We start from the raw sequence: 25,766 nt of genomic DNA on the forward strand, positions 1-25,766 counted from the left end.
CGCCCGACGCACCCTGCCGGTCTCAAGACGAGGCATGGAGGATGGCGCCCGCCTCGTCCTCGACCGTCACCCGCATCGGAATGCCCTGACGGATGCTGGCCGAGACCACGCAGAAATCCTCGAACAGATCCTTGCAGCGGGCGAAGCGCGCCGACTGCGTGACCAGATTGCTGACGATCAGCCGGATCTCCATGGAACCGATGCGCAATCGCTTGCGCTCGTTGCGCACCATGATGCAGGTGGCCTCGGCACGCAGACAGTTCTCGGGCGGTTCTTCTTTGAAGACACAGTAGAGCAGGCTGGCGCTCAGACAGTTGGCCGCAGCGGCAGCGAGCATCCGCGAGGCGTTCGGCCCCTGTTGTTCGCCGAGCGGCGGCGGCTCGTCCATCAGGACGTCCGGCGCGCGCTTCCAGTCGAAGGCGACGTTGATCAGGAAGCCTTCCTGCTGCTGGAGATGGATGGTGAAACGGCCTTCCTCGGACATATGAGGTTCCTCGACGGTCGGGTTCAGGGTTCGATGCGGCTGCCCAGGACGTCCAGGAACTTGCGCATCCATTCCGGATGGGCGGGCCAGGCCGGAGCCGTGACGAGCTTGCCGTCGACATAGGCGTTGGAGACGGTTTCGTTGACTTCGCACCAGGTGCCGCCGGCACGCTCCAGCTCAGGGCGCACGGCCGGGTAGGCGGTGCACTGGCGTCCGTCGAGCACGCCGGCAGCGGCCAGGATCTGCTGGCCATGACAGACCGAGGCGATCGGCTTGTCGCCGGCGGCGAAGTGACGCACGATCTCGATGACACGCGGATTGAGGCGCAGATATTCGGGCGCGCGTCCGCCGGGGATCACCAGGGCGTCGTACTTGGCCGGGTCGACGGTGGCGAAGTCGGCATTGATGGCGAAGTTGTGGCCGGGTTTCTCGCTGTAGGTCTGGTCGCCCTCGAAGTCGTGGATGGCGGTACGCACGTGATCGCCCGGCAGCTTGCCCGGACAGACCGCATGGACCTGATGCCCGACCATCTGTAGCATCTGGAACGGCACCATCGCCTCGTAGTCTTCGACATAGTCTCCGACCAGCATCAGTATCTTTTTGATCGCCATGAGCGCGGTCCTCCTCCGGATCGCTTCGATTGGAAAGCTCAAACTATAGCATTAGGGATCGTCGCAACGAGCGATCGAAATCGATCCCACCCAGCCTCGACACAGGAGCCTTCAGACCCATGCTCGTCACCCCGCCCTGGCCGCTCGCCCGCGCCGCCCTGTTCAAACTCGATCCGGAGCAGGCCCACAATCTCACGCTCGGACTGCTCGCACGCTGGTCGGCGCTCTTCGACGGACGGCTCGGCCCCAGCGACATCGCGCGGCGTCCGACGCTGGCGCGCGATGTCATGGGTCTGCGTTTTCCCAACCCCATCGGTCTGGCCGCCGGGCTGGACAAGCAGGGCGAGGCGGTACCCGCCTGGCAGGCGCTCGGCTTCGGCTTCGTCGAGGTTGGGACCGTGACCGCCCTGCCCCAGCCGGGCAATCCGCGCCCGCGCCTGTTCCGCCTCGCGGCCGACGAGGCGCTGGTCAATCGCATGGGGTTCAACAACGGCGGCGCCGAGGCGATGGCGCGGCGGCTCCAGCGCCTGCGCGCACGCGGCCTGCCCGAGATCCCGCTCGGGGTGAACCTGGGCAAGTCCAAGGTCACGCCGCCCGAACAGGCGGCCGCCGACTACCGCCAGAGCTTCGAGCGCCTGGGTGAGTTGGCCGACTATGTGGTCGTGAACATCTCCAGCCCGAACACGCCGGGGTTGCGCGATCTGCAACGGGTCGACGAGGTCGCGCGCATCCTGGAAGCGATCCAGGAACCAAACCAGCGCCTGAGCCGTCCGCGTCCGCTGCTGGTCAAGCTCGCGCCGGATCTGGCCGACGACGAGGCCATCGAGTGCGCGCGCGCGGCGCTCGAAGCCGGGGCAACCGGGCTGATCCTCACCAACACCACGATCCGCTTCGAGGGCCTCAGGAGCTCGACCGAGGGGCTGAGCGGCGGGCTCTCGGGCCGACCGCTGCTGGCACGCTCGACCGAGCTGCTGGGCAAGGTGCGTGCAGCGCTCGGTCCCGAGCCGGTCATCATCGGCGTCGGCGGCATCCTCGACCCGGAGGGCGCGCGCGCCAAGCTCGCGGCGGGCGCCGATCTGATCCAGGTCTATACCGGACTCATCTATCGCGGCCCCGGCTTCGTGCGCGAACTGTTGCGCGGACTCTGAGCGGCCATGTGCGGCATCGCCGGATTCATGCTGGCTCGGGGCCGGCGCCCCGAACCCGAGTGGCTCGATCGTATGGCCGAACGGCTGGCGCACCGCGGCCCGGACGACCGGGGCCGTTATTGCGCCGGGCCGGTCGGTCTGGTGCAGACGCGGCTGTCGATCATCGGACTGGAGAGCGGCCATCAGCCGCTGCTGTCGGCGGACGGGCAGCTCGCGCTGGTCGCCAACGGCGAGGTCTACAACTACATCGAGCTGAATGCCGAACTGCGCGCGCTCGGCCAGCCGCCGCGCACCGGCTCGGACTCCGAAACCATCCTCAACGCCTATGCCGCGCATGGACTCGACGCGCTCGACCGATTGCGTGGGATGTATGCTTTTGCGCTCCATGATGCGCGCGCCGGACGCCTGATCCTCGGACGCGACCGGCTCGGCATCAAGCCGCTGTTCTATGTCCGGCTGCCCGACCGGATCGCGTTTGCTTCCGAGATCAAGGCACTGCTGGCGCTCCTGCCCGAGTCGCCCCGAATCCAGCCGAGCGCGCTGCGCCAGTTCCTGCAAAACCAGTTCGCCGGCGGCGAGGAGACGCTGATCGACGGCATCCGGCGCGTCCCGCCGGGCACGGCGCTGCTGATCGACGCCGATCTGAACATCCGCCCGCATCGCTACTGGTTGGCGCTGGATGTGGAGCCGCGTCGGATCGGCTTCGAGGAGGCACGCGCCGAACTGGACGCCCTGATGGACGACGCCATGCGCGAGCACCAGCGTTCGGATGTGCCATTCGGACTCTTTCTCTCCGGCGGACTGGACTCGGCGGTGCTGGCCGCCAAGCTCGCCGAACAGGGCGCCGGACGCATCAAGAGCTATTCGGTCGGCTATCGCGGCACGGCCATGGCGCATGAACTCGACGAAGCGGCGCGCGTGGCCACGCACTTCGGCTTCGATCACCGACCGCTCGAACTGGAGCTGCCCAGGGTCTTCGGACGCCTGCCGCATACGGTCTGGTGCGCCGATGAGCTGATGCGCGATTACGCCTGTCTGCCGACCTCGATCCTGGCCGAGACGGCGGGCGCGGAGCTGAAGGTGGTGTTTTCGGGCGAAGGGGGCGACGAGGCGTTCGCCGGTTACGGGCGCTATCGTCCGCCGCTGGCCGAGCGGCTGCTGAAGTCGCTGCTGCATCCGGGCAGCGGCGGATTCCGCACCCGTGGCCAGTGGGCCGGACGCTGGACGCGGCGTCTCATGGGACCGGCCCTGCGCGCGGTCGCCGACGCCGATCGTGCACCCGTCCGGCGCGCCTGGAGCGAGACGCCCCGCCACTGGTCGGACATGCAGCGCCGCCAGTACACCGATCTGGTCACGGCGCTACCGGACAATCTGCTGGTCAAGACCGACCGGTTGCTGATGGGATTCGGGCTGGAGGGGCGTGTGCCCTTTCTCGATCATCGGATCGTCGAGTTCGGGCTGTCGCTGCCGGACGCACTCAAGGTGCAGGGGCATCAGGGCAAGTGGCTGGTGCGGCGCTGGGCCGAGCCGAAACTGCCGCCCGGCCATCTGGAGCGGCCCAAGCGCGGCTTTCATGTCCCGGTCGGAGATTGGCTGCGCGGGAGTCTGGCCACCGAGGTCGGGCGACGGCTGGCGCTCAATCCGGGCGTGCGCGACTGGTTCGAGGTCACAGCCATCCCCGAGCTGGTCGCCGCGCGTCAGGCCGGACGCGGCGGCGGACGCGAGTTGTTCGGACTGATGCAGTTCGCCATCTGGCACCGGCTGTTCATCGAGCGCCCCGGACTCAGGCCGACACCCGATGAAGATCCGCTCGACTGGATCTAAGCGCGATCCTGAACCAGCACCCAGGGCTTGACGACCACGGCCCAAACTTCGGCATCGGTCTCCAGCCAGGTGCGCGCCTGGTCGTCGCTGACCGGCGCGAGACGTCCCTGCTCCAGGTCGGCGGCGATGGTCTGGGCCTCGTCACGCGAACAGCGCAACGCCAGCTCGACCAGATCCAGCTCGGGCGCGACCGCGATCACGCGCCCTTGGGCGAAGAAGCGTTGCAGTTCGCGCCACGGGAGACGAGCCGTCTCCTGGTTGATCCTGGCCCGCTCCAGGGCATCCTGATCCTCAAGCGGCTGTGTCGTTGGCATCGCTGGCGTCCGTTGACATCTCGGGAGTGTCCGGCGTGGTCGAGGCTGCGTCATCGTCGTCCTCGGCTGTGCCGGACGCTTCGGTCAGCGGCTCGTGCACCAGGATGAGACCCGCCAGCGGCGGCAGCGAGATCAGCAGCGAGTGCGGACGTCCCATCCAGCTCACCGGCTCGGCCGTCACGCCGCCCTGATTGCCGACGTTGCTGCCGCCGTACAGCTCGGCATCCGAGTTGACCGCCTCGCGATAGAAACCCGGCTCGGGTACGCCGATGCGATAGTTGGTGCGCGGTACCGGGGTGAAATTGAACACCGCCGCGATCAGGGTCTTGCCGGCGCGATCCTTGCGGATATAGCTCAGCACCGACTGCGAACTGTCGTGACAGTCGATCCACTCGAATCCGGCCGCGTCGAAATCGACCTCGTGCAGGGCCGGAAGCTCGGCGTAGATCCGATTGAGATCCGCGACCAATTTGTGCACGCCCTGGTGCGGCGGGCGCTCCATCAGCTCCCAATCGAGCTGACTGGCGAAGTTCCATTCCTTGCCCTGAGCGAACTCGCAGCCCTGGAACAAGAGCTTCTTGCCCGGATAGCTGAACATGAAGGTATAGAGTAGCCGCAGACTGGCGAACTTCTGCCAGCCGTCGCCCGGCATCTTGTCGAGCATCGACTTCTTGCCGTGAACGACCTCATCGTGCGAGAAGGGCAGCACGAAGTTCTCGGTGAAGGCATAGAGCAGCCCGAACGTCAGCAGGTCGTGATGGAAGTGGCGATAGATCGGGTCTTTCTGCATGTAGGACAGGGTGTCGTGCATCCAGCCCATGTTCCACTTCATGCTGAAGCCGAGTCCGCCGAGATAGGTCGGACGCGACACCGCCGGCCAGGCGGTCGATTCCTCGGCGACCATGAGCGTGCCGGGGAACTGCTCGTGCGTGACCATGTTCAGCTCGCGGATGAAATCCACGGCCTCCAGGTTCTCGTTGCCGCCGTACTTGTTGGGGATCCACTCACCGGCATTGCGCGAATAGTCCAGATAGAGCATCGAGGCCACGGCATCCACGCGCAGACCGTCGATGTGGAACTCCTCCAGCCAGTAGAGCGCGCTGGCCAGCAGGAAGTTACGCACCTCGTTGCGCCCGAAGTTGAAGATCAGCGTACCCCAGTCCTTGTGCTCGCCCAGACGCGGGTCGGCGTGCTCGTAGAGTGCTGTGCCGTCGAAGCGCGCCAGCGCATAGGCGTCCTTCGGGAAGTGCGCCGGCACCCAGTCGAGCAGCACGCCGATGCCTTCGCGGTGGAAGTGGTCGACGAAATAGCGGAAGTTGTCGGGCGTGCCGAACCGCGAGGTCGGCGCAAAATAGCCGGTGCACTGATAGCCCCAGGAGGCATCGAGCGGATGCTCGGTGATGGGCATCAGTTCGATATGGGAGAAGCCGAGTTCCTTGACGTAGTCGGCGATCTCGTGGGCCAGCACCCGATAGTTGAGGAAGTTGCCCTCCGGATCGCGCCGCCAGGAGCCGAGATGAACCTCGTAGACCGACATCGGCGCCTGCTGCCAGTTGGTCCTGGCGCGCTGCTCCATCCAGTCGGCGTCGCCCCAGTCGAAGGCGCTGTCCACGGCGAGCAGCCCGGCGGTCTGCGGGCGCTCCTGGAACGCCTGGGCATAGGGATCGATCTTGATGTGGATATGGGTGGCGCGGTCGCGGATCTCGTATTTGTAGAAACCGCCCGGCTCCAGCCCGGGGATGAACAGCTCCCAAACACCCGAACCGCCGCGCACCCGCATCGGATTGGCGCGTCCGTCCCAGGCGTTGAAGTCGCCCACCACGCTGACGCGCTCGGCGTTCGGCGACCAGACGGCGAAACGGATACCGGTTACGCCCTCGAACTCAACCAGGTGCGAGCCGAGGATGCGGTAGACGTGCCAGTGCTTGCCCTCGCCGAACAGATGCAGATCCAGATCGCCGAGCAGCGGTGGAAAGCAATAGGGATCGTACTGGACATGGGCCACGCCGTCGGCGTCGACCCACTCGACCTGGAAACGCTCGGGCAATTGCTCCGAATCGCCCTCCCAGACGAAGAAATCGGTGCCCTCGATACGCTCCATCGGTGCATCGGCTTCGACCAGACGGACGTGCTCGGCCTGCGGCAGGAAGACACGCGCAACGACTCGACCAGCCTCCGCATGGCGTCCAAGAACCTCAAAGGGATCATGGTGACGCGCCTCGACGATACGCTGCAAGGATTCCGGAAGCTTGGGGGCAGAGCTGGTCGCGTTGGCCATGTCGTTCCTGTACCTCTGGGGATTGGAATACGCGGGGATGGTATCATAAGGACGTTCTCAATCCTTTGTATGTCGTCCGAATCAGGAGGAGTCATGCCCCACACCAACCCCAGGTTCATCAGTCGCCTGACCCGTAACACGCTGGCGCTCATCCTGGCGGGAGGGCGCGGCTCACGGCTCAAGCAACTGACCGCCTGGCGCTCCAAACCGGCCGTGCCCTTCGGCGGCAAGTTCCGCATCATCGACTTCCCGCTCTCCAACTGCATCAACTCCGGCATCCGGCGTATCGGCGTGCTCACCCAGTACAAGGCTCACTCACTGATCCTGCACATCCAGAAGGGCTGGGGCTTCCTGCGCGGTGAGTTCGGGGAATTCGTCGAGCTGTGGCCGGCACAGCAGCGTGTGGCCGAGACCGCCTGGTATGCCGGTACGGCGGATGCGGTGTTCCAGAATCTCGACATCATCCGCGACCACAATCCCGAATACATCCTGATCCTGGCCGGCGACCACATCTACAAGATGGACTATGGCGCCATGATCGCCCATCACGTCGAGAGCGGCGCCGACATGACGGTCGGCTGTCTGGAGGTCGACGTGGAGCGTGCGCGCGAGTTCGGCGTCATGTCGGTCGACAGCGACGGCCGGGTGCGACGCTTCGCCGAGAAGCCCGCCAGCCCTGAGACCATCCCCGGCCAGCCAGACCGCTGTCTGGCCTCGATGGGCATCTATGTCTTCAATCGCGGCTTTCTGTTCGAGCAACTGTTCAAAGACTCGGACATGCCGGGATCGAGTCATGATTTCGGCAAGGACATCATCCCCAACGTCATCAAGCTCTACCGGGTCATGGCCTACACTTTCCGCGATCCGCGCAGCGGCGAGCAGGCCTACTGGCGCGACGTCGGCACACTCGATGCCTTCTGGGAAGCCAACCTGGAGCTGATCGGCGTCACGCCACCGCTGAATCTCTATGACACCAACTGGCCGATCTGGACCTATCAGGAACAACTGCCGCCGGCCAAGTTCGTATTCGACGACGACGACCGGCGCGGCATGGCGGTCGACTCCATGGTCTCGGGTGGCTGCATCATCTCAGGGGCGACGGTGCGCCATTCGCTGCTGTTTTCGAACGTGCGAGTGAACTCTTACAGCCAGGTGAGTGACTCAGTGATCCTGCCGGACGTTGAGATCGGGCGTAACTGCATCGTGCGCAAGGCCATCATCGATCGCTATTGCCAGTTGCCCGAGGGAACTCGGATCGGGATGGACGCCGAAGCCGATCGGCGCGCCGGTTTCCAGGTGAGCGAAGGTGGTGTCACCCTGGTGACACCCGAAATGCTCGGGCAGGAGGCCAATCAAGTTCGCTGAGACCCTGTTCGTTTTCAGCGTTTCGTTACGCATCACGGATCACACCGATGAAGATCATCCTCAATGGAGCCCCGCGCGAGATCGCTGATGGCATGCTCGTGTCGGAACTCGTCGAATATCTGGAACTGCTCGGTCAGCGTTTCGCCGTCGAGGTCAACGCCGAGCTGGTTCCGCGCAGCCGCTTCGCCGAGCACCGGCTCGTCGCCGGCGACACGGTCGAGATCATCCAGGCCGTCGGCGGCGGCTGAGCCGCGTCTGGCGTCTCGCTCGCCCCGGACGCCATCGTCTCAACGTTCTCTCATTCTGAATCGCCACTTCCAGAGTCGCTGCATGTCCACATCCACATCCGCTCCCAACTCCGATCGTCTCATCATCGCCGGCAAGGACTATGGCTCGCGCCTGCTGGTCGGCACCGGCAAATACAAGGACATGGACGAGACCGCGCGCGCCATCGAGGCCAGCGGCGCCGAGATCGTCACCATTGCCGTGCGCCGCACCAACATCGGTCAGAACAGCGACGAGCCGAACATCCTCGACGTGCTGCCGCCGGATCGTTACACCATCCTGCCCAACACCGCCGGCTGCTATGACGTCGATACCGCCGTGCGCACCTGCCGGCTGGCCCGCGAACTGCTCGACGGCCACAACCTGGTCAAGCTCGAAGTGCTCGGCGACGAGAAGACCCTGTTCCCCGACGTCATGGCCACGCTCAAGGCTGCCGAGATCCTGGTCAAGGATGGCTTCGAGGTCATGGTCTACACCAACGACGATCCCATCGTCGCGCGCGAGCTGGAGGCGATCGGCTGTGTGGCCGTGATGCCGCTGGCGGCGCCGATCGGCTCGGGGCTGGGTATTCGCAATCCGCTCAACATCCTGACCATCGTCGAGAACGCCAAGGTGCCGGTCCTGGTCGATGCCGGCGTGGGCACGGCTTCGGATGCCGCCGAGGCGATGGAGCTGGGTTGCGACGGCGTGCTCATGAACACCGCGATTGCCGCCGCCAGGAACCCGATCCTCATGGCCAGCGCCATGCGCAAGGCGATCGAGGCCGGACGCGAAGCATTCCTGGCCGGACGCATGCCGGCCAAGCGCTTCGCCTCGGCCTCATCACCGATCGAGGGGCTGTTCTTTTGAGCCGGGAGGTCATGGAACAGACTGAGGATCGGCGCTCGCCCGAGGCGGATCCCCCGAGCGATCCGGGTGATCGCCCGCGCCGCGCCATTCGTAGCTTCGTGCTGCGCGAGGGACGCCTGACCGCCGCCCAGGAGCGCGCGTTCAGTGAACTCTGGCCGCGCTTCGGGGTGGACTGGACGCCGGGCGTGCCGCTCGATCTCGCAGCGCTGTTCGGCAACGACCGGCCCGTGGTGCTGGAGATCGGCTTCGGCAATGGCGAGTCGCTGGCCGAGATGGCCGAACGCGATCCCGAGCGCAACTGGCTCGGGATCGAGGTCCACCGGCCCGGCGTCGGTCATCTGCTGCTGGAGATCGAGCGGCGGGGTCTGAGCAATCTGCGCGTGATGCGTCACGACGCCATTGAGGTCTTGCGCGAAGGGATCGAACCGGGCGCGCTCGATACCGTGCAACTGTTCTTCCCCGACCCCTGGCCGAAGAAGCGCCATCACAAGCGCCGCATCCTGAGTCCGGCGCTGGTCGAATTGCTGGCACGTGTCATCCGGCCGGGCGGGATCTTCCATGCCGCGACCGACTGGGCGCATTACGCCGAACAGATGCTCGAGGTGCTCGACGGCGCGGCGGATCTGTTCGAGAACACCGCTGGAGCCGGCGCCTATGCACCCCGCCCCGCCAACCGTCCGCTGACCAAGTTCGAGCAGCGCGGCGAACGGCTCGGGCACCCGGTCGCCGATCTCATCTACCGGCGTCGATGATGGCCGGTCTGCGGCTCGATGGGATCGCGCATCGGACGCTCGCGCCGATCGATCTCGCACTCGATGCCGGTGAGCGGGTGTTCGTCTCCGGGCCGTCCGGATCGGGCAAGAGTCTGCTGCTGCGCGCCATCGCCGACCTCGACCCGCATCGGGGCGAGGTCTGGCTTGGCGCCGAGCCGCGCTCGCGGATGACGCCGCCCGTCTGGCGGCGGCGTGTCGGGCTGCTGTCGGCCGAGTCGTTCTGGTGGGCCGAGACGGTCGGGGCGCATCTGCCCGCAAGCCAGACATCCGGCCCGGACTCCGGATACGTGAACGACTGGCTGGCCAAACTCGGTTTCGCGCCGGACGTACTCGACTGGTCGGTCACGCGGCTGTCGACCGGAGAACGCCAGCGTCTGGCTCTGGTGCGGCGGCTGGCTCAGCGCCCCGAGGCGCTGCTGCTCGACGAGGCGACGGCCAACCTCGATCCGGTCAACCGCGATCGGGTCGAGACCCTGGTCGAAACCTATCGACACGAACAGGAGGCCGCTGTGCTCTGGGTCAGCCATGATCCCGAGCAGCGCCGACGTCTCGGTGGACGCGCCTTCGTCATCGGCGATGGGCGGCTGGAGCCTGAAACCTGATGGACGCGAACGCCCCCGCAAGCCCGAGCATCAGCCTGATCGAACTCTCGCCCTGGGATCTGTCATTGGCCTCGCTGCTGGTACTGCTGCTGGCGGGCCTGTCCTGGCGACTGCGGCTCGGGGTCGAGCGGCGCGTGCTGATCGCCGCCGCGCGCAGTGCGGTGCAGCTCAGTCTGGTCGGCCTGGTGCTCAAACTGCTGTTCGCCCAGACCAGTCTGCCGCTGATCGGACTCATGGCGCTGGTCATGCTCTCGGTCGCCGGCTTCGAGGTCATGCAGCGCCAGACGCGCCGCTTCGGCGGTCCCTGGGGCTACGGCATCGGCGCCGTCTCGATGTTTCTGTCCTCGTTCAGCGTCACCCTGCTGGCGCTCACGGTCGTCATCGGGGTCGAACCCTGGTATCAGCCGCAATATCTCATCCCGCTGCTCGGGATGCTGCTCGGCAACACCATGAGCGGTGTGGCCATCGCGCTCGACAACCTCACCCGCCACGCCTGGGAGTCGCGCGGCCAGATCGAAGCGCGCCTGCTGGCCGGCCAGGACTGGGAGCAGGCCATCGAGCACATCCGGCGCGAATCCCTGCGTTCGGGACTCATCCCCATCATCAATGCCATGGGCACGGCCGGACTGGTCAGTCTGCCGGGCCTGATGACCGGCCAGATCCTCGCCGGCAGTCCACCGATGGACGCGGCCAAGTATCAACTGCTCATCATGTTCCTGATCGCTGCCGGCACCGGACTCGGCGCGATGGTCGCCGTCTGGATGGGTTCGCGGCGGCTGTTCGACGAGCGCCAGCGACTGCGGCTCGATCGGCTGACTCAGACTGGATAAGCGCGCCCTTTAATTGAGTGTTTTAATGCATTAAATGCAAGCCCCGGCATTCTCTTGATGCTCGACTTCGGCTAACGTGACGGTCATGTTGCGCCGCATCATGGGCCAGTGTGCCCGCTCGCGGCGATCGGCGTCCGCGCCGCCGTTGGAGACCAAGAACTCATGTCCGCTTCGACCCATTACGATGTCCTGATCGTCGGCGCCGGTGTCACCGGTACCGCCCTGCTCTATGAACTGGCCAAGTTCACGGATCTCAACCGGCTGTGTCTGGTCGAGAAATACGACAGCGTGGCCAGCGTCAACTCACACGCCCACAGCAACAGCCAGACCATCCATTGCGGCGACATCGAGACCAACTACTCGCTCGACAAGGCCCGCGCCGTCAAGCGCACGGCCTATATGGTCATCAACTACGCCACCAAGCTCCCGGCGCGCGATCGCGACCGCATCATCTTCCGCATGCCCAAGATGCTGCTCGGAGTTGGCAAGGACGAGTGCGATCTGGTGCGTCGGCGCTATGAGAGCTTCAAGGAGCTCTTCCCCCGGATGCAGCTCCTGGAGCGTCAGGACATCGCCGACCTGGAGCCGAACGTCGCCCTGGTCGATGGCGCCTGGCGCAAGGAGGAGATCGTCGCCACCGGCACTCCGGACGAGTACTGCGCGGTCGACTTCCAGGCGCTGGCCGAATCCTTCTCACGCGAGTGTGTGCGTATGGAACGCAGCTCCAACAAGCAGATCACTCAGCTGTTTTCGACCAAGGTCGACAGAATCCGCCGCACCGATGACGGCGGCTATGCGGTCGAGACCAGTCGCGGTCCGCTCCAGGCGCGCGCCGTGGTGGTCTGCGCCGGCGGGCACTCGCTGCTGATGGCTCAGGAGATGGGACTCGGGTTGGAATACTCCTGTCTGCCCGTGGCCGGCTCCTTCTATTTCGCTCCCGAGGCGCTCAACGGCAAGGTCTACACGGTCCAGAATCCCAATCTGCCCTTCGCGGCCGTGCATGGCGACCACGATGTCAAGGAACGCGGCAAGACCCGCTTCGGACCCACCGCGCTCATGCTGCCGATGCTCGAACGGCGCAATCCGTCCTCGATCCGCGAGTTCTTCAAGGTGCTGCGCTTCGACCGGCAGGTCGCCGGCGTGCTCTGGGATCAGTTCAAGGTGCGCGACATCCGGCACTACATCCTGCGCAATTTCCTCTACGAGGTGCCGCATCTCAACCGGCGTCTGTTCGTCAAGGAGATCCGCAAGATCGTGCCCTCGATGACGGTCGAAGACATCAGCTATGCCGAGGGCTTCGGCGGCATCCGACCGCAACTGATCGACAAGGCGGCCCGCAAGCTGCGCATGGGCGAGGCCAAGATCAGCGACGGTCAGGGCATCATCTTCAACATGACGCCTTCGCCGGGCGGCACGAGCTGTCTGGGCAGCGGCGAGAACGACATGCGCACCATCGCCGGCTATCTGGGTGCGCGCATCGACGAAGCCGCCTTCGAGCGCGAGCTGCTGATGGGGCATGAGGACACGCGCGCGTCCAAGTCGATCCTGACCGAAGACGCGGCCTGATATCGAGTCGGCCAATTCTTTCAATTGGGCCTGAAAGCGCGCGCTCGACTTGGCGTCGTCGCTCCTGGCGGGTATCTTGCGCGGTGGCCCGTGGGGCCGTCCCGTGTGGACGCGCCAGGGCCGTCGACGCACAGTCCCACGCACGCGGCTCACCGACGCGACGTGGGGTCGCCCCCAGCACCCACGAGAGGCCCGCTTCATGCCCCCCGTTCAACGTCTACTCATCGGACTCTTCGCCTTACTTGTTCCAACCCTGGCCCTGGCCAGCGGTGAAACCGCCGCTCTCCAGGCCATCGATCTGACCGATCACACCGTCGGTTATCTCGCGCTCCTGATCTTCGTCATCGCCTACGCCCTGGTCATGGGCGAGGAATTCCTGCATCTGCGCAAATCCAAGCCAGTCATCATCGCGGCCGGTCTCATCTGGTGCTTGATCGCTTACGCCTATATCCAACAAGGCCAGCCGAATCTGGCCGGCGAGGCGGTGCGCCACACCCTGCTCGAATACGCCGAGCTGATGCTGTTCCTGCTGGTCGCCATGACCTATATCAACGCCCTGGAAGAGCGGCGGGTCTTCGATGCATTGCGCGCCTGGCTCATTCGCAAGGGATTCGGCTTTCGCGCACTGTTCTGGATGACCGGCACGCTGGCGTTCTTCATTTCGCCGATCGCCGACAACCTGACCACGGCGCTTCTGATGTGCGCCGTGGTGATGGCCGTCGGCGGCGACAACCGTACCTTCGTCACGCTGTCCTGTATCAACATCGTGGTCGCGGCCAACGCGGGTGGTGCCTTCAGTCCCTTCGGTGACATCACCACGCTCATGGTCTGGCAGAAGGGCGTGCTCGACTTCTTCACGTTCTTCAAGCTCTTCGTGCCCTCGGTCGTCAACTATCTGGTACCGGCGCTCATCATGTCTTTCGCCGTGCCCAACCTGAAACCCGAGGCCCAGGAAGCCAATACGCACATGAAGCGCGGGGCACGCCGAATCCTCGTACTCTTCATCCTGACCATCGCTACGGCCGTGAGTTTTCACAATTTCCTGCATCTGCCGCCGGTGATCGGCATGCTCACCGGACTGGGGTATTTGCAGATCTTCGGCTATTTCCTGCGCAAGACCCATCATAGCTGGCACAAGCGCAACGAGGACCGCGCTGCGCTGGTCGGCGACATGACCCCCTTCGATGTGTTCAACAAGGTCGCCCGCGCGGAGTGGGACACGCTGCTGTTCTTCTATGGCGTAGTGCTCTGCGTCGGCGGATTGGGGCAGATCGGCTATCTCTCGTTTGCGTCTGAAGTCATGTACGAGCAATGGGGACCGACACTGGCTAACGTAGCGGTCGGCGGCCTCTCGGCCATCGTCGACAACATCCCGGTCATGTTCGCGGTGTTGACCATGATGCCGGAGATGAACGAGACACAGTGGCTGCTGGTCACATTGATGGCAGGCGTCGGCGGCTCGCTGCTGTCGATCGGCTCGGCCGCCGGCGTGGCGCTGATGGGACAGGCGCGCGGAACCTATACTTTCTTTGCGCATCTGGAGTGGACGCCGGCGATCGCGCTCGGCTTCCTGGCAAGTATCGTGGTCCACTTCTGGATCAACGGTTAAGGGATCGGCAGGCCGATGGATCGCAAGCGGGCATGGACAAATGCTCCGCTTGCGATTATATTGGCGCGCTTGTCGCCGGCCACGCTCGTTGGTCGGCACTGCCCGGAGAGGTGCCAGAGCGGCCGAATGGGCCTGACTCGAAATCAGGTGTACGCGCGAGCGTACCGTGGGTTCGAATCCCACCCTCTCCGCCAATTCAGCGGCCGACGTTGAACACCACTTGCGCAAATCGCGCCAACATCCCTCAAAACCCCGCATCGACTGGTACCCGTCGTGGTGTCTGACCGCGTGTGTCCGATAGAATCCCATACCGGGAGTCGATCTGTAGTGAACAAAATGGCGGTGATCGGCCGGTCAACACTGAGGGGATAGGTGATCCTCCGATCTCGCCTTGACTAGGACTCGATATGCAAACCCTACTGGTCACAGGCGGCGCCGGCTTCATCGGCGGCAATTTCGTCCATCACATCCTCGAACAAGCCGATGTCCGGGTGGTCAACCTGGACCGTCTGACCTATGCCGGCAACCTCGACACCCTTGCGGGTCTGGCCGGCGATCCGCGTCATGTCTTCGTCCAGGGCGACATCGCCGACGCCGAACTGGTCGGGCGTCTGCTGCGCGAGTACGAGGTCGACGCCGTGGTCAACTTCGCCGCCGAGAGCCATGTCGACCGCTCGATCGACGGGCCGGCCGAGTTCATCCAGACCAATGTCGTCGGCACCTTCAACCTGCTCGACCGTGCGCGCGATTACTGGACGGGACTCGGTCCGGCGGCGCGCGCGACCTTCCGCTTCCTGCACGTCTCGACCGACGAGGTCTATGGCTCGCTCGGGCCGACCGGACTGTTCACCGAAACCACGCCCTACGCCCCCAACTCACCCTATTCGGCCTCCAAAGCCGCCTCGGATCATCTGGTGCGCGCCTGGTTCCACACCTACGGGCTGCCGGTGCTCACCACCAACTGCTCCAACAACTACGGTCCCTATCAGTTCCCCGAAAAGCTGATCCCGCTGATGATCCTGAAGGCCCAGGCAGGCGAGCCGCTGCCGATCTATGGCGACGGCGGCAACGTGCGCGACTGGCTGTTCGTGCTCGACCACTGCCGCGCCATCGCGCGCGTGCTGGAAGCCGGCACGCCGGGCGAGGTCTACAACGTCGGCGGCAACAGCGAGCGGACCAATCTCCAGGTCGTCGATACGCTCTGCGCCCTGCTCGACGAACGCCTGCCCGATTCGCCGCATCGTCCGCACAGCCGGCTCAAGACCTTCGTCGCCGACCGCCCCGGACACGACCGCCGCTATGCCATCGACGCCAGCAAACTCAAGCGCGAGCTGGGCTGGGAGCCGACCGAGACCTTCGAGTCCGGGATGCGGCGCACGGTCGACTGGTATCTGGACAACCCCGAGTGGTGCCGGCGCGTGATGGACGGCAGTTATCGCGGCGAGCGCCTGGGTTCGGGCATGGGAGGCGTTTGAGATGACACGCAAGGGCATCATTCTGGCCGGTGGTTCCGGCACCCGGCTCTATCCGCTGACCCGTTCGATCAGCAAGCAACTGCTGCCGATCTACGACAAGCCGATGATCTACTATCCGCTCTCCACGCTGATGCTGGCAGGGATGCGCGAGATCCTGATCATCACCACCCCGCACGACGCGCCGCTGTTCCACGCACTGCTCGGTGACGGGGCGCAGTGGGGACTGTCGCTCAGCTATGCCGTCCAGCCCGAACCGAATGGACTGGCGCAGGCGTTCCTGATCGGCCGCGCGTTCCTGTCCGGTGCGCCCTCCTGCCTGGTTCTGGGCGACAACATCTTCTACGGTCACGGACTGGTCGACCAGCTCAAGGAGGCCAATGCGCGCGAATCGGGCGCGACTGTGTTCGGCTACTATGTTTCCGATCCCGAGCGCTATGGTGTGGCTGAGTTCGACGACTCGGGCCGGGTGCTCGGCATCGAAGAGAAGCCCAAGATGCCCAAGTCGAACTGGGCCGTGACCGGAATCTATTTCTACGATGGACGCGCCCCGGATCTGGCCGCCGAACTCAAGCCCTCGCCGCGCGGCGAACTGGAGATCACGGATCTCAACAATCGTTATCTCAGCGAGGGCGCGCTGTCGCTGACCCGCATCGGGCGCGGCACCGCCTGGCTCGACACTGGCACCCACGCCTCGCTGATGGAGGCCGGCCAGTTCATCGAGACCATCGAGAAGCGTCAGGGACTCAAGATCTGCTGTCCTGAGGAGATCGCCTATTTCAACGGCTGGATCGACGCCGAGCGGCTGCGCGCCATGGGCGAGGAGCTGAGCAAGAACGGCTATGGACAATATCTGCTGAGTCTGTTGCAGCGGGGTCGCGTCTGATGAAGGTGATCGAAACGGCCATCCCCGGCGTGCTCATTCTGGAACCGAAGGTCTGGGGTGACGAGCGCGGCTATTTCCTGGAGACCTATCGCGCCAACCAGTACGCCGAACTCGGCATCCCGGCGCCGCTGGTCCAGGACAACCAGTCCTTCTCGCGCCGGGGCGTCCTGCGCGGACTGCACGCCCAGCACCCGCGCGCCCAGGGCAAGCTGGTCCAGGTGCTGGCCGGCGAGGTCTTCGACGTGGCCGTGGATATCCGGCGCGGCTCGCCCCATTTCGGACACTGGGTGGGCGTGACGCTCTCGGGCGAGAACAAGCGCCAGTTCTGGATTCCGCCCGGTTTCGCCCACGGCTTTCTCGTCACGGGCGAGAACGCGCTCTTCGTCTACAAGAACACCGACTATTACAGCCCGGAGACCGAGTTCAGCGTGCGCTGGGACGATCCCGACCTCGGCATCGACTGGCCGCTCGCCGGGATGACGCCCGAGCTGTCGGCCAAGGATCGCGACGCGGCCCGCTTGCGTGACATCCCGATCGATCGTCTCCCCGGCCTGGAGGATTACCCATGACCACCAAGACCCCGGCCGGCCACCGGCCCAAACTGCTCCTGATCGGCGCCAACGGCCAGGTCGGCTGGGAACTGCGCCGCACGCTCGCCGGCGTCGGTGAGGTGATCGCCGCCTCGCTGGAGGGTGAATATGGCCCGACCATCGATCTGATGGACGCCAAAGCGCTGGCCCGTCTCATCGAGGACAGCCGGCCGGATGCCCTGATTAACGCGGCCGCTTACACCGCCGTCGACAAGGCCGAGAGCGATCGCGCGACCGCCCAGCGCCTCAATGCCGACGCGGTCGGCGAGATGGGCGCCCTGCTGGCCGAGCGCGGCACGCCGATCATCCATTACTCGACCGACTTCGTCTTCTCCGGCAGCCTGGGCCGCACCTATACCGAGGACGACAGCCCCGACCCGCTCAACGTCTATGGCGAGACCAAGCTCGGCGGCGAACGCGCCCTGCTCGACTCGGGTGCGCGTGCCCTGATCTTCCGCACCAGTTGGGTCTATGGCGCGCGCGGGGCGAATTTCCTGCTGACCATGCGGCGCCTGTTCCAGGAACGCGAGGAATTGCGGGTGGTCGACGACCAGATCGGCTCGCCGACCTGGAGCCGGATGCTCGCGGAGATCACGGCTCAGGTGCTCCATCGCGTGCTGCGCGGCGACCTGGATCTGGACAAGGTCGGCGGACTCTACCACCTGACCGGCAGCGGTCAGGTCAGTTGGTACGGCTTCGCCAGCGCCATCCTGGAGGCGAGCGGCGCCCAGACCAACCTCATCCCCATCCCGTCATCCGAATATCAGGCCCCAGCCAAGCGTCCGACCTTCTCGGTGCTCGACAACGGGCGTTTCCAGGAAACCTTCGGGCTGGCGATGCCGGACTGGCGCCTGTCGCTGGCGCAGTGCCTCGAAGAACTCTAGGCGCCGCCACCTCCGGTCCAGTACTTCTTCTCACAGCGCGTGACGAACTCGACCGTGATGCGGTCGAGTCCTTCCTTCGCGGCATCCTTCTCGATGATGCGCCGGATCATCGGCCGGATGATGGCCGGCGCCTCGCCGACGCGTTTCTGGGCGTCGGCACTCCAGATGAGGCCAAGCTTCTTGTTGGCCCAGCTCCCCACGGCCGGCGGCGGCACATCCTGGAAATCACGGATCGTCAGTCCGGGCGTGCCGCCGAACGCGGCTTCGGCCAGGGTGTCGGACATCGACTGGCCGAACGACTGGGTGAAGACAGGAAAGGCCGGATCGTTCTCGAAGATCACCCGCTTCAGCTCCAGCACCCGCTCGCCGCGCGCCTGTCTGGACTGGACATCCGCGTCGGACACGGCCTGGTCGATGTAACGACACCAGGTCTCGACCACGGCGCCGAACGCGGCGAGAAAAAGCTCAGGATCCAGCGGCTTGAAGGTGCAGTGCAGCAAATGGGGCGAGGTCACGGACTCCAGCAAGGGCAGCCGCTCGTCCGGCAGTTCCAAGGCCGGGCGGTGCACGTGCGCAACGCGGGCGAACGGCTCCAGATCCAGACTCGACGAACAGGGGGCCAGATCCAGCGTCAGCAGCGTGCGCTCGGGCGGCTGGCCGCCGACGTGCAGCAGAAAGGCCGGGAGATCGTAGTCGACGCGCGGATAGGCGAAGATCACCAGACCCCAGCGACCCGGACGCAGTGAGTAGCGGCTGACCATCACCCGGTCGAGCGTCTCGCCCTGATAGACGCGGGTGTGGCTGAAGACCTGTTTGCCGTGGGTGCAGCGTCGGGCGCTGTACTCGGTGACATCGGTGAGATCCAGGCGCTCCCCGAGCCGATCGAAGAAGAGCCGCTCATGCCGCTCCCAGGGCGTTGATGCCAGGACATCCCCGGCCTCGTTCATCTGTTCCATAGGGCCGCCTCTCCAAATTGTTCCGAGCAGACCAGCCTGTGTGCCGGCGCCATCATTCCTCAAGCCCTGCGCTGACGGATGAAACGCTCCAGGAGCGCGCGCGTGGAGGGGTCGTGATCGGCTGTGACCTTGCCGGCCTGGATCTCGGCGAGGATGACGTTGGCCAGTTGCTTGCCGAGTTCCACGCCCCACTGATCGAAGGAATTGACGCCCCAGATCACGCCCTGGGTGAAGATGCGATGCTCATAGAGCGCGATCAGAGCGCCGAGCGTGTGCGGCGTGAGCCGTTCCATCAGCAGACTGTTGGTCGGGCGGTTGCCGGGGAAGGTGCGATGGTGCGCGAGCCTCTGCGCCCGCTCCTCGTCCAGGCCGGACGCGAGCAGTTCGCTCAGCGCTTCGTTATAGGTCCGACCGCGCATCAGCGCCTCGGTCTGGGCGAAGAAGTTGGCCATGAACTTGGGATGATGGTCGCCCAGCTCGTTGTGACTGTGCACGGCGCCGATGAAGTCGGCCGGGATGAGCTGCGTGCCCTGATGGATGAGCTGATAGAAGGCGTGCTGGCCATCGGTGCCCGGCTCGCCCCAGACCACCGGACCTGTGGTGTACTCGACCGCCGTGCCCTCGCGCGTCACGCCCTTGCCGTTGCTCTCCATGTCGCCCTGTTGCAGATAGGCCGGCAGATAGCGCAGCGACTGATCATAGGGCAGCACCGCATGGGTGCGCGCCCCGGCAAAGTTGGCATACCAGACGCCGATCAGGCCCAGCAGCGCCGGCATGTTCTCGCGCAGATCCGCCGTGCGGAAATGCTCGTCCATGGCGTGCGCGCCCTCCAGAAGCTCGGCGAAACGGTCGAAGCCGACGGCGAGCGCGATCGGCAGCCCGATCGCCGACCACAGCGAATAGCGTCCGCCGACCCAGTCCCAGAAGCCGAACATGTTGGCCGTGTCGATACCGAAGGCCGCGACCTTCTCGGCATTGGTCGAGACCGCGACGAAATGCCGCGCCACGGCCGATGAGTCGCCGAGCGCGGTGAGCAGCCAGGCGCGGGCGCTGGCGGCGTTGGTCATGGTCTCCTGGGTGGTGAAGGTCTTGGACGCGACGATGAAGAGCGTGGTGGCCGGGTTCAGCCCGCGCAGGGTCTCGACCAGATGGGTGCCGTCGACGTTGGAGACGAAGTGCACGCGCAGGCTCTCGCTCTGATAGGGCGCGAGCGCCGCGCACACCATCTTCGGACCGAGATTGGAGCCGCCGATGCCGATGTTGACCACATCCGTGATGCGCTCGCCGGTATGTCCGCGCCAGTCGCCCGAACGCACGCGCCCGACGAAGGTCTCCATCCGCGCCAGCACGCCGTTGACCAGCGGCATCACATCCTCGCCCTCGACCTGGATCGGACGCTTGGAGCGGTTGCGCAGTGCGATGTGCAGCACCGCGCGGTCCTCGGTGTTGTTGATCGGCTCGCCCTCGAACATACGGCGAATCCAGCCCTTGAGATCGACCGCCTCGGCCAGCTCGATCAGCCGGTCCAGCGTCTCGCGGGTGATGAGATTCTTGGAATAATCGAGATGCAGTCCGGCGACGGTCAGACTCATGGCCGCCGCGCGCTTGGGGTCGGCATCGAACAGATCGCGCATCCGCTGCGGACGCATCGCCTCCCAATGCCGTTGGAGTGCCTGCCACTGGGGTGTCTGGTTCACGAGCACGGGCGACATGACGGTTCGAGCCTCCTCAAATCCGGGATCACGGGATGGAGGCGCATTTGACCATATTCGCGCGCAATTCTCAGCTATCGCGCGATCGGACGGTCGGTAGCTTCGACACGCCCGGCTCCAGGCCGGAACGGCCGCTAGGTCGGCGGCTGGAAGCGCGTCAAACGGGCACGGGTCTCGTCGAGCTGGCGGCACAGCCGTCCGCTCTCCTCGCCGAGAAAGTCGATGAAAGCGTCGGCCACCACAGACAATTCCTTGCCCTTGGCATGGGCGACATACCACTGACGTTCCAGCGGGAAGCCCTGGACGTCGAGAATGGCCAGCTCCGAGGACTCGGCCTCCTGGGCCAGGGTATGGAGCGAGAGCACCGACAGACCCAACTGGCCGTAGATGGCGTGCTTGATCGCCTCGTTGCTGCCGAGCTCCATGCGCACGCGCGGTTTGAGACCGACCTCGCCGAAGGTCTTGAGTACATAGTCGCGGATGCCCGAACCCGGCTCGCGCATGATGAAATACTCATCGGCCAACCGTTCGATCGGGATGTCGCGTTCATGCGCCAGCGGATGCTCGCGGTGGGCGATGACATGGAGCGGATTGGGCGCGAAGGGCGTGGCGATCATCTCCAGGTCACGCTCGGGATTCTGCCCCAGGATGTAGAGATCGTCCTTGTTGGCGATCAGGCGTTCCAGGACGCTGTCGCGGTTCGTGACCTTGAGCGCCACGTCGACCCCCTGATGGCGCTGACAGAAGCGCCCGAGCACCTCCGGGGCGAAATACTTGGCGGTGGTGATGACGCAGAGCTTGAGATAGCCGCGCTTCAACCCCTTGAGATCGGCGACCTTCATCTCGAAGCGGTCGAGCACGCCGAAGATGTCCTTGACCGCCGTCTCCAGCTCGCGTCCGGTCTCGGTCAGATAGACCTGACGCCCGATCTGCTCGAACAGCGGCAGCCCGATGACATCGGTCAGGCGCTTGATCTGGGTCGAGACCGTCGGCTGGGTCAGATAGAGTTCGTCAGCGGCCTTGGTGAAGCTCTTCAGGCGCGCGATGGCCTCGAACACCTGGAGTTGGCGCAGACTGACGTGACGGGCAAGATTCAGCATGGGATCGAACATGGCGGCTCACTGGGTCTGCGATCATATTCAGACGCAAAGAGCGCGTCGACTCGCTCGGCGAAAGCCGTCCGTTCGGGATCGATATCCGTGGCCGGCGGCTCGGTGTGAATCGTGATGTTGACATAGGTGCGACCGAAGCTGATGTCGGGATAGACGCCGGTGGCCTCACTCGCCTTGGCCACAGCCTCCAGGAAGTCGCGGGTGCGCGCGTAGTCGGCGAAATCGAGTCGACGTTCGAGGCGAAGCGGGCGTTCGCGGTGCTGCCAGGTGGTAGAGGTCGCGTTCATGGCTATGGCTATCTCCAGGTGCTGTGGCGTCGTCTGGTCTGATCCAAACGCCCGATCCAGTCCTCCAGTTCACGGGCGTGAGTCAGTTCCGCGTCATGCAGGGCGGCGAAGAAGTCGCGTCCGGCGACATCGCCGATCAGGGCGCAATAGTTGGCCGCCGCGTGATAGAGCGCGACCGCGTGCCATTCAAGCCGACGGTCGGCCTCCAGCAGTTCGATCAGCGAGAATCCGGCCTGGACCGGCCTGAGCCGCGAGCCGTTGGGCATGGCGCCCAGCCGCAGCATCCGCGCGGTCAGGCGTTCGGCGTGCTCCTGCTCCTCGGCGGCCTCGCGCCGGAAGTGCGCGCCGACCTCGGTCAGTCCCCACAGATCCGCCAGCCCGGCATGGGTCAGGTATTGCTGGACGGCGCTCAGTTCATGACTGAGCGCGCGCCCCAGATAACCCAAGATTCTCGGATTGGCCATCATGGGCTATCAGGAGCGACCATGCCCGCCGTCGGTGTCGCCCGGCTTGACCGGCAGGATCGGCTCGACCTCGCGATGCGGGCGGGCGATGATGTGCGCGGCGACCAGACCATCACCGACGCGCTCGCAGGCATCGGCTCCGGCGCGCACCGCCGCATTCACAGCGCCGGTCTCGCCGCGCACCAGCACGGTCACATAGCCGCCGCCGACGAACTCACGTCCGATCAGACGCACCTCGGCGGCCTTGGTCATGGCGTCGGCCGCCTCGATGGCGGGCACCAGTCCGCGGGTCTCGATCATTCCAAGCGCGATGCCATAGTTTTCGGAAGGCATGGTGGCTGACTCCTGGGTCTTAAAGTAGAGGATTGAGCGATTTCGATGTCGTGTCGGGTCTTATGTCAGCGCCGGTCTCAGGCCGCTTTTTCAGCCAGTTGGCCGCCGGTCGGCAGGATCGGCTCGACCTCGCGATGCGGGCGGGCGATGATGTGCGCGGCGACCAGACCATCGCCGACGCGCTCGCAGGCATCGGCGCCGGCGCGTACCGCCGCGTTCACTGCGCCGGTCTCACCGCGCACCAGCACGGTTACATAGCCGCCGCCGACGAACTCGCGTCCGATCAGGCGCACCTCGGCGGCCTTGGTCATGGCATCGGCCGCCTCGATGGCGGGCACCAGTCCGCGCGTTTCGATCATGCCCAGGGCGATCCCGTAGTATTCGTCAGCCATCTCGTGTTACTCCTCTGTTGACAAGTGTGGGTCTGTGTTTCGGTGTCGTAAGCTGTGTTCGTGTTCGTGCAATCGATCCTGTCAGACGCCGTCGGTCGGGTCCGGCGCGTCCCAGCGGTCGATGATGCCGCCGATGCTCAGGTCGGTGAGTATCCGGGTGCCGACCGCGACCCGGGCCGCCGAGCCGCTGATGGTGAAGACCCAGTTGCCCGGATGAGCGCCGACCGTGTCGACCGCCACCGCCCGTCCGCCCTTGGCGTCGCGCAGCACCCGCAGCGACACGGACTGGAGTCCGGGGATGCGGCGCGTGCAGACCAGCGAGCGTTCCACCTGCATGATGTCCATGCTCAGTCCTCCGCCCAGTGGTCGATGATGCCGACGATGGTCAGGTCGCTCGGGTAGTCCTTGTGGCCGGCGGCTTCGCGTGCCGCCGAGCTGCCGACACAGAGCACCCAGTCGCCGGGGGTGCAGCCCACGGCATCGACGGCGACCATCCGACTCTTGCCGTCGAGCACCACCTGGAGATGACGATGCTCCAGTCCGGGGATGCGGTTAGTCGCGACCAGCGGTTTTTCGACGCGACAGATCTTCATGCCGTCCTCCCGCCGAGCAGCGAGCCGCCGACCGGCTCCAGTCGTCCGTGGCCCTGGCTGTCGCGCACCGTCCAGTAGGTGTGGAGCAGACCGTGCTCGGCCAGATCCGGATAGCGCTGAGTGATGGCCTCGGCGAGGCGTTCGCAACGCTCGATCGCCCGCTCGCGCGCGCCCGGCACCTGTCCCGAGTACTCGAAACGGATGACGATCGGGACCGGCAGTCCATGGTCGACGTTGAGCTGCTTGAAGATCTTGATACCGACGTCCAGGTTGCAGGCGCCCTCTTCCAGGGTGCGCAGAAAGCTGAAATAGGTCAGGTTGCGCAGATGGATCTCGGCGAAATCCATCCCGACCCCGATGAAACGTTCTTCGTGTCCGATGTCGGTGTAGTGGCCGTTGTGATAGTCACGCACATAGTCGAGCTGCGAGATGTTGTGCTCGATCAGACGCGCGATCAGACGCTGCATCCCAGGCGCTGGGGCCAGACCGCCGCCGCTCGGGTTGGCCACGCGCTCACGGATCAGGGCGCGTGCCGCCTCGGGGTCGAGCCGTGCGGTCTCGCGATGGAGCGCGCCGGCGTCGACGAAACGGTCCAGATCGGCATCGCCGCGTGCGTCGGGCAGATGCAGACGCAAGCGGTCGGTGTCGGTGTCGATGCCGACGAGCAGGCCCTCGATCGAGGCGCCGCAGCAGTAGCTGTTCTCGACCGCCTCGCGGAAGGCGTGCAGACGCTCGCGTCCGGCGGCGGCGGCCTGGCGGGTGTCGCTGCCGTGGGCCGCGCAGCCGTGATGCTCGGGGTCGCGGCTACTGTAGTGATAGACGACCACCTTCAGATATCTGGTCGGGGCGTCGGCGGTGTTGGGCACGCCTTCGCGGAAGCGTCCGAGTTCCACTGACGACCAGCGATCGAGTGCCTCCTCGACGTCGAAGAGCGCACCGGCGTTGGCACGGCGCTGGACGGCGCCCATCGGCAACCGCAACACATAGCGGATGGCATGGGCCAGACGTCCGTCCGAGCAGGGTGTGACGTTCATGGCGTGGAAGCCGCAGTCGAGCAGGAAGCGACGGAATTCATCGGACTGGCCGCGATCGTCGAGCGGGTCGGTCGTGAAGTAGTCATCGCTCATGGCTCGCACGGTCTCGAAGGTGGCGTGCGCGAAGAGCGCGCGCCGGTCGAGTCCGGCGACCCAGGCGTCGGCCAGCCGCGATTCGGGCAGTTCGAAGCCCAACTTCTGACGGGCCTCGGCCTGTGCCCAGTCCTCGAAACCGGCGTCCGGGACGCGGGCGGCAATGGACTTGAGCGTCGGCACGATGCGCGCGAAGGCGTCCTTGATCCGCTGCTCGTAGGCCCACAGCCGCTGGTTTTCGTCCAGGCGGGTGAGCGGATGCGTCCCCGTCCGACCGATCCCGTCCAGCGACCCGGTGGACTCAGGCGCAACCTGAGTCGTGCCGACCGGAGCGGCGGGCGTGTTCGTCCAGGAGGCTGGACGGACGCGCCGGCGTGGCTGTGGCTTGGGCTTGATGCGCATGGCGATGACTCCTGATCC

28 protein-coding genes and 1 tRNA gene are annotated in these 25,766 nt (G+C 65.4%); 15 read left to right on the top strand and 14 right to left on the bottom strand.

Features of this window, described 5'->3' with window-relative positions; translation table 11 throughout:
* Positions 1–22: 22 nt before the first annotated feature.
* Entirely contained in the window at positions 23–484 is a 462-nt protein-coding gene (locus ALVIN_RS13580) for an OsmC family protein (RefSeq protein WP_012971897.1), read from the bottom strand.
* 23 nt (positions 485–507) lie between these two features.
* A complete protein-coding gene (locus ALVIN_RS13585; protein ID WP_012971898.1) occupies positions 508–1,095 on the bottom strand; it encodes a DJ-1/PfpI family protein in 588 nt (195 codons plus the stop codon).
* 119 nt (positions 1,096–1,214) lie between these two features.
* Between ALVIN_RS13585 and ALVIN_RS13590 the strand changes: the two genes are divergently transcribed.
* Entirely contained in the window at positions 1,215–2,243 is a 1,029-nt protein-coding gene (locus tag ALVIN_RS13590; protein WP_012971899.1) for a quinone-dependent dihydroorotate dehydrogenase, read from the top strand.
* Between the two features lie 6 nt (positions 2,244–2,249).
* Positions 2,250–4,067 carry an asparagine synthase (glutamine-hydrolyzing) gene (gene asnB / locus ALVIN_RS13595; protein ID WP_012971900.1) on the top strand — a complete coding sequence of 606 codons (1,818 nt, stop codon included), beginning with the start codon at positions 2,250–2,252 and terminating at the stop codon, positions 4,065–4,067.
* Here asnB and ALVIN_RS13600 read toward each other — a convergent pair.
* Both ALVIN_RS13600 and glgB read right to left on the bottom strand, forming a co-directional pair.
* A complete protein-coding gene (locus ALVIN_RS13600) occupies positions 4,064–4,381 on the bottom strand; it encodes a DUF2288 domain-containing protein (protein ID WP_012971901.1) in 318 nt (105 codons plus the stop codon). The two genes, asnB and ALVIN_RS13600, sit on opposite strands and share 4 nt — an antisense overlap.
* Positions 4,359–6,659, bottom strand: a complete 2,301-nt coding sequence (gene glgB / locus ALVIN_RS13605; protein ID WP_012971902.1) for a 1,4-alpha-glucan branching protein GlgB — start codon at positions 6,657–6,659, stop codon at positions 4,359–4,361. The genes ALVIN_RS13600 and glgB overlap by 23 nt, the downstream gene beginning before the upstream one ends.
* 93 nt (positions 6,660–6,752) lie before the next feature.
* Here glgB and glgC point away from each other — a divergent pair, with 93 nt between their 5' ends.
* From glgC to rfbD, 13 genes are all read left to right on the top strand, one after another.
* Complete coding sequence (glgC, locus tag ALVIN_RS13610) at positions 6,753–8,024, top strand: glucose-1-phosphate adenylyltransferase (RefSeq protein WP_012971903.1); 1,272 nt, start codon at positions 6,753–6,755, stop codon at positions 8,022–8,024.
* Positions 8,025–8,071: 47 nt separating this feature from the next.
* A complete protein-coding gene (gene thiS / locus ALVIN_RS13615; RefSeq protein WP_012971904.1) occupies positions 8,072–8,272 on the top strand; it encodes a sulfur carrier protein ThiS in 201 nt (66 codons plus the stop codon).
* Between the two features lie 82 nt (positions 8,273–8,354).
* Positions 8,355–9,158 carry a thiazole synthase gene (locus ALVIN_RS13620; protein ID WP_012971905.1) on the top strand — a complete coding sequence of 268 codons (804 nt, stop codon included), beginning with the start codon at positions 8,355–8,357 and terminating at the stop codon, positions 9,156–9,158.
* Between the two features lie 11 nt (positions 9,159–9,169).
* Positions 9,170–9,910: a tRNA (guanosine(46)-N7)-methyltransferase TrmB gene (trmB, locus tag ALVIN_RS13625; protein ID WP_012971906.1), complete on the top strand. Its 741-nt coding sequence runs from the start codon at positions 9,170–9,172 to the stop codon at positions 9,908–9,910.
* Complete coding sequence (locus ALVIN_RS13630) at positions 9,910–10,533, top strand: ABC transporter ATP-binding protein (protein ID WP_012971907.1); 624 nt, start codon at positions 9,910–9,912, stop codon at positions 10,531–10,533. The genes trmB and ALVIN_RS13630 overlap by 1 nt, the downstream gene beginning before the upstream one ends.
* Positions 10,534–10,562: 29 nt before the next feature.
* Positions 10,563–11,363 (top strand): ABC transporter permease, encoded by an 801-nt coding sequence (locus ALVIN_RS13635; protein WP_043796329.1) that lies wholly within the window; start codon positions 10,563–10,565, stop codon positions 11,361–11,363.
* 162 nt (positions 11,364–11,525) lie between these two features.
* Complete coding sequence (locus ALVIN_RS13640; RefSeq protein ID WP_012971909.1) at positions 11,526–12,929, top strand: FAD-dependent oxidoreductase; 1,404 nt, start codon at positions 11,526–11,528, stop codon at positions 12,927–12,929.
* Positions 12,930–13,128: 199 nt separating this feature from the next.
* Positions 13,129–14,538 (top strand): sodium:proton antiporter NhaD, encoded by a 1,410-nt coding sequence (gene nhaD, locus ALVIN_RS13645; RefSeq protein ID WP_012971910.1) that lies wholly within the window; start codon positions 13,129–13,131, stop codon positions 14,536–14,538.
* Positions 14,539–14,642: 104 nt separating this feature from the next.
* Positions 14,643–14,732: transfer RNA gene (locus ALVIN_RS13650), tRNA-Ser, on the top strand.
* 213 nt (positions 14,733–14,945) lie between these two features.
* Entirely contained in the window at positions 14,946–16,013 is a 1,068-nt protein-coding gene (gene rfbB / locus ALVIN_RS13655; RefSeq protein WP_012971911.1) for a dTDP-glucose 4,6-dehydratase, read from the top strand.
* Between the two features lies 1 nt (position 16,014).
* On the top strand, positions 16,015–16,896 hold the full coding sequence (gene rfbA / locus ALVIN_RS13660) for a glucose-1-phosphate thymidylyltransferase RfbA (protein WP_012971912.1): 882 nt from the start codon (positions 16,015–16,017) through the stop codon (positions 16,894–16,896).
* The gene (gene rfbC, locus ALVIN_RS13665; RefSeq protein WP_012971913.1) at positions 16,896–17,465 is read left to right on the top strand and encodes a dTDP-4-dehydrorhamnose 3,5-epimerase; all 570 of its coding nucleotides are present in this window, start codon (positions 16,896–16,898) and stop codon (positions 17,463–17,465) included. The genes rfbA and rfbC overlap by 1 nt, the downstream gene beginning before the upstream one ends.
* Complete coding sequence (rfbD, locus tag ALVIN_RS13670; RefSeq protein WP_012971914.1) at positions 17,462–18,370, top strand: dTDP-4-dehydrorhamnose reductase; 909 nt, start codon at positions 17,462–17,464, stop codon at positions 18,368–18,370. Before rfbC ends, rfbD begins: the two co-directional genes overlap by 4 nt.
* Here the strand turns inward: rfbD and ALVIN_RS13675 are convergent.
* The 10 genes from ALVIN_RS13675 to ALVIN_RS13720 form a co-directional block, all read right to left on the bottom strand.
* Positions 18,367–19,326 carry a hypothetical protein gene (locus ALVIN_RS13675; protein ID WP_012971915.1) on the bottom strand — a complete coding sequence of 320 codons (960 nt, stop codon included), beginning with the start codon at positions 19,324–19,326 and terminating at the stop codon, positions 18,367–18,369. The two genes, rfbD and ALVIN_RS13675, sit on opposite strands and share 4 nt — an antisense overlap.
* 59 nt (positions 19,327–19,385) lie before the next feature.
* Complete coding sequence (gene pgi, locus ALVIN_RS13680; RefSeq protein WP_012971916.1) at positions 19,386–21,038, bottom strand: glucose-6-phosphate isomerase; 1,653 nt, start codon at positions 21,036–21,038, stop codon at positions 19,386–19,388.
* A gap of 134 nt (positions 21,039–21,172) precedes the next feature.
* Positions 21,173–22,150, bottom strand: coding sequence for a LysR family transcriptional regulator (locus tag ALVIN_RS13685; RefSeq protein WP_012971917.1), 978 nt, complete (start codon positions 22,148–22,150; stop codon positions 21,173–21,175).
* Positions 22,132–22,437, bottom strand: a complete 306-nt coding sequence (locus ALVIN_RS13690) for a 4a-hydroxytetrahydrobiopterin dehydratase (RefSeq protein WP_012971918.1) — start codon at positions 22,435–22,437, stop codon at positions 22,132–22,134. The genes ALVIN_RS13685 and ALVIN_RS13690 overlap by 19 nt, the downstream gene beginning before the upstream one ends.
* Positions 22,438–22,445: 8 nt before the next feature.
* Positions 22,446–22,901 (bottom strand): ferritin-like domain-containing protein, encoded by a 456-nt coding sequence (locus tag ALVIN_RS13695; RefSeq protein ID WP_050750378.1) that lies wholly within the window; start codon positions 22,899–22,901, stop codon positions 22,446–22,448.
* Between the two features lie 9 nt (positions 22,902–22,910).
* Positions 22,911–23,234 carry a BMC domain-containing protein gene (locus ALVIN_RS13700; RefSeq protein WP_012971920.1) on the bottom strand — a complete coding sequence of 108 codons (324 nt, stop codon included), beginning with the start codon at positions 23,232–23,234 and terminating at the stop codon, positions 22,911–22,913.
* A gap of 77 nt (positions 23,235–23,311) precedes the next feature.
* Complete coding sequence (locus ALVIN_RS13705; protein ID WP_012971921.1) at positions 23,312–23,626, bottom strand: BMC domain-containing protein; 315 nt, start codon at positions 23,624–23,626, stop codon at positions 23,312–23,314.
* A gap of 81 nt (positions 23,627–23,707) precedes the next feature.
* On the bottom strand, positions 23,708–23,971 hold the full coding sequence (locus ALVIN_RS13710) for a carboxysome peptide B (protein ID WP_012971922.1): 264 nt from the start codon (positions 23,969–23,971) through the stop codon (positions 23,708–23,710).
* Between the two features lie 2 nt (positions 23,972–23,973).
* Positions 23,974–24,219 carry a carboxysome peptide A gene (locus ALVIN_RS13715; RefSeq protein ID WP_012971923.1) on the bottom strand — a complete coding sequence of 82 codons (246 nt, stop codon included), beginning with the start codon at positions 24,217–24,219 and terminating at the stop codon, positions 23,974–23,976.
* Positions 24,216–25,748, bottom strand: coding sequence for a carboxysome shell carbonic anhydrase (locus tag ALVIN_RS13720; RefSeq protein WP_012971924.1), 1,533 nt, complete (start codon positions 25,746–25,748; stop codon positions 24,216–24,218). The genes ALVIN_RS13715 and ALVIN_RS13720 overlap by 4 nt, the downstream gene beginning before the upstream one ends.
* Positions 25,749–25,766: the final 18 nt, after the last annotated feature.

The sequence above is a fragment of the Allochromatium vinosum DSM 180 genome (assembly GCF_000025485.1).
In the GTDB taxonomy this organism is placed as follows: Bacteria; Pseudomonadota; Gammaproteobacteria; order Chromatiales; family Chromatiaceae; genus Thermochromatium; species Thermochromatium vinosum.

Excerpts from the sequence above, each read along its gene's own strand:
- ALVIN_RS13620 (WP_012971905.1), top strand. The coding sequence starts at position 8,355 with ATGTCCACATCCACATCCGCTCCCAACTCCGATCGTCTCATCATCGCC.
- nhaD (WP_012971910.1), top strand. The coding sequence starts at position 13,129 with ATGCCCCCCGTTCAACGTCTACTCATCGGACTCTTCGCCTTACTTGTT.
- rfbC (WP_012971913.1), top strand. The coding sequence starts at position 16,896 with ATGAAGGTGATCGAAACGGCCATCCCCGGCGTGCTCATTCTGGAACCG.
- rfbD (WP_012971914.1), top strand. The coding sequence starts at position 17,462 with ATGACCACCAAGACCCCGGCCGGCCACCGGCCCAAACTGCTCCTGATC.
- thiS (WP_012971904.1), top strand. The coding sequence starts at position 8,072 with ATGAAGATCATCCTCAATGGAGCCCCGCGCGAGATCGCTGATGGCATG.
- trmB (WP_012971906.1), top strand. The coding sequence starts at position 9,170 with ATGGAACAGACTGAGGATCGGCGCTCGCCCGAGGCGGATCCCCCGAGC.
- ALVIN_RS13690 (WP_012971918.1), bottom strand. The coding sequence starts at position 22,437 with ATGAACGCGACCTCTACCACCTGGCAGCACCGCGAACGCCCGCTTCGC.
- ALVIN_RS13585 (WP_012971898.1), bottom strand. The coding sequence starts at position 1,095 with ATGGCGATCAAAAAGATACTGATGCTGGTCGGAGACTATGTCGAAGAC.
- ALVIN_RS13630 (WP_012971907.1), top strand. The coding sequence starts at position 9,910 with ATGGCCGGTCTGCGGCTCGATGGGATCGCGCATCGGACGCTCGCGCCG.
- ALVIN_RS13590 (WP_012971899.1), top strand. The coding sequence starts at position 1,215 with ATGCTCGTCACCCCGCCCTGGCCGCTCGCCCGCGCCGCCCTGTTCAAA.
- asnB (WP_012971900.1), top strand. The coding sequence starts at position 2,250 with ATGTGCGGCATCGCCGGATTCATGCTGGCTCGGGGCCGGCGCCCCGAA.
- ALVIN_RS13685 (WP_012971917.1), bottom strand. The coding sequence starts at position 22,150 with ATGTTCGATCCCATGCTGAATCTTGCCCGTCACGTCAGTCTGCGCCAA.
- ALVIN_RS13710 (WP_012971922.1), bottom strand. The coding sequence starts at position 23,971 with ATGGACATCATGCAGGTGGAACGCTCGCTGGTCTGCACGCGCCGCATC.
- ALVIN_RS13720 (WP_012971924.1), bottom strand. The coding sequence starts at position 25,748 with ATGCGCATCAAGCCCAAGCCACAGCCACGCCGGCGCGTCCGTCCAGCC.
- ALVIN_RS13675 (WP_012971915.1), bottom strand. The coding sequence starts at position 19,326 with ATGGAACAGATGAACGAGGCCGGGGATGTCCTGGCATCAACGCCCTGG.
- ALVIN_RS13600 (WP_012971901.1), bottom strand. The coding sequence starts at position 4,381 with ATGCCAACGACACAGCCGCTTGAGGATCAGGATGCCCTGGAGCGGGCC.
- glgC (WP_012971903.1), top strand. The coding sequence starts at position 6,753 with ATGCCCCACACCAACCCCAGGTTCATCAGTCGCCTGACCCGTAACACG.
- glgB (WP_012971902.1), bottom strand. The coding sequence starts at position 6,659 with ATGGCCAACGCGACCAGCTCTGCCCCCAAGCTTCCGGAATCCTTGCAG.
- pgi (WP_012971916.1), bottom strand. The coding sequence starts at position 21,038 with ATGTCGCCCGTGCTCGTGAACCAGACACCCCAGTGGCAGGCACTCCAA.
- ALVIN_RS13640 (WP_012971909.1), top strand. The coding sequence starts at position 11,526 with ATGTCCGCTTCGACCCATTACGATGTCCTGATCGTCGGCGCCGGTGTC.
- ALVIN_RS13695 (WP_050750378.1), bottom strand. The coding sequence starts at position 22,901 with ATGGCCAATCCGAGAATCTTGGGTTATCTGGGGCGCGCGCTCAGTCAT.
- ALVIN_RS13705 (WP_012971921.1), bottom strand. The coding sequence starts at position 23,626 with ATGGCTGACGAATACTACGGGATCGCCCTGGGCATGATCGAAACGCGC.
- rfbB (WP_012971911.1), top strand. The coding sequence starts at position 14,946 with ATGCAAACCCTACTGGTCACAGGCGGCGCCGGCTTCATCGGCGGCAAT.
- rfbA (WP_012971912.1), top strand. The coding sequence starts at position 16,015 with ATGACACGCAAGGGCATCATTCTGGCCGGTGGTTCCGGCACCCGGCTC.
- ALVIN_RS13580 (WP_012971897.1), bottom strand. The coding sequence starts at position 484 with ATGTCCGAGGAAGGCCGTTTCACCATCCATCTCCAGCAGCAGGAAGGC.
- ALVIN_RS13715 (WP_012971923.1), bottom strand. The coding sequence starts at position 24,219 with ATGAAGATCTGTCGCGTCGAAAAACCGCTGGTCGCGACTAACCGCATC.
- ALVIN_RS13700 (WP_012971920.1), bottom strand. The coding sequence starts at position 23,234 with ATGCCTTCCGAAAACTATGGCATCGCGCTTGGAATGATCGAGACCCGC.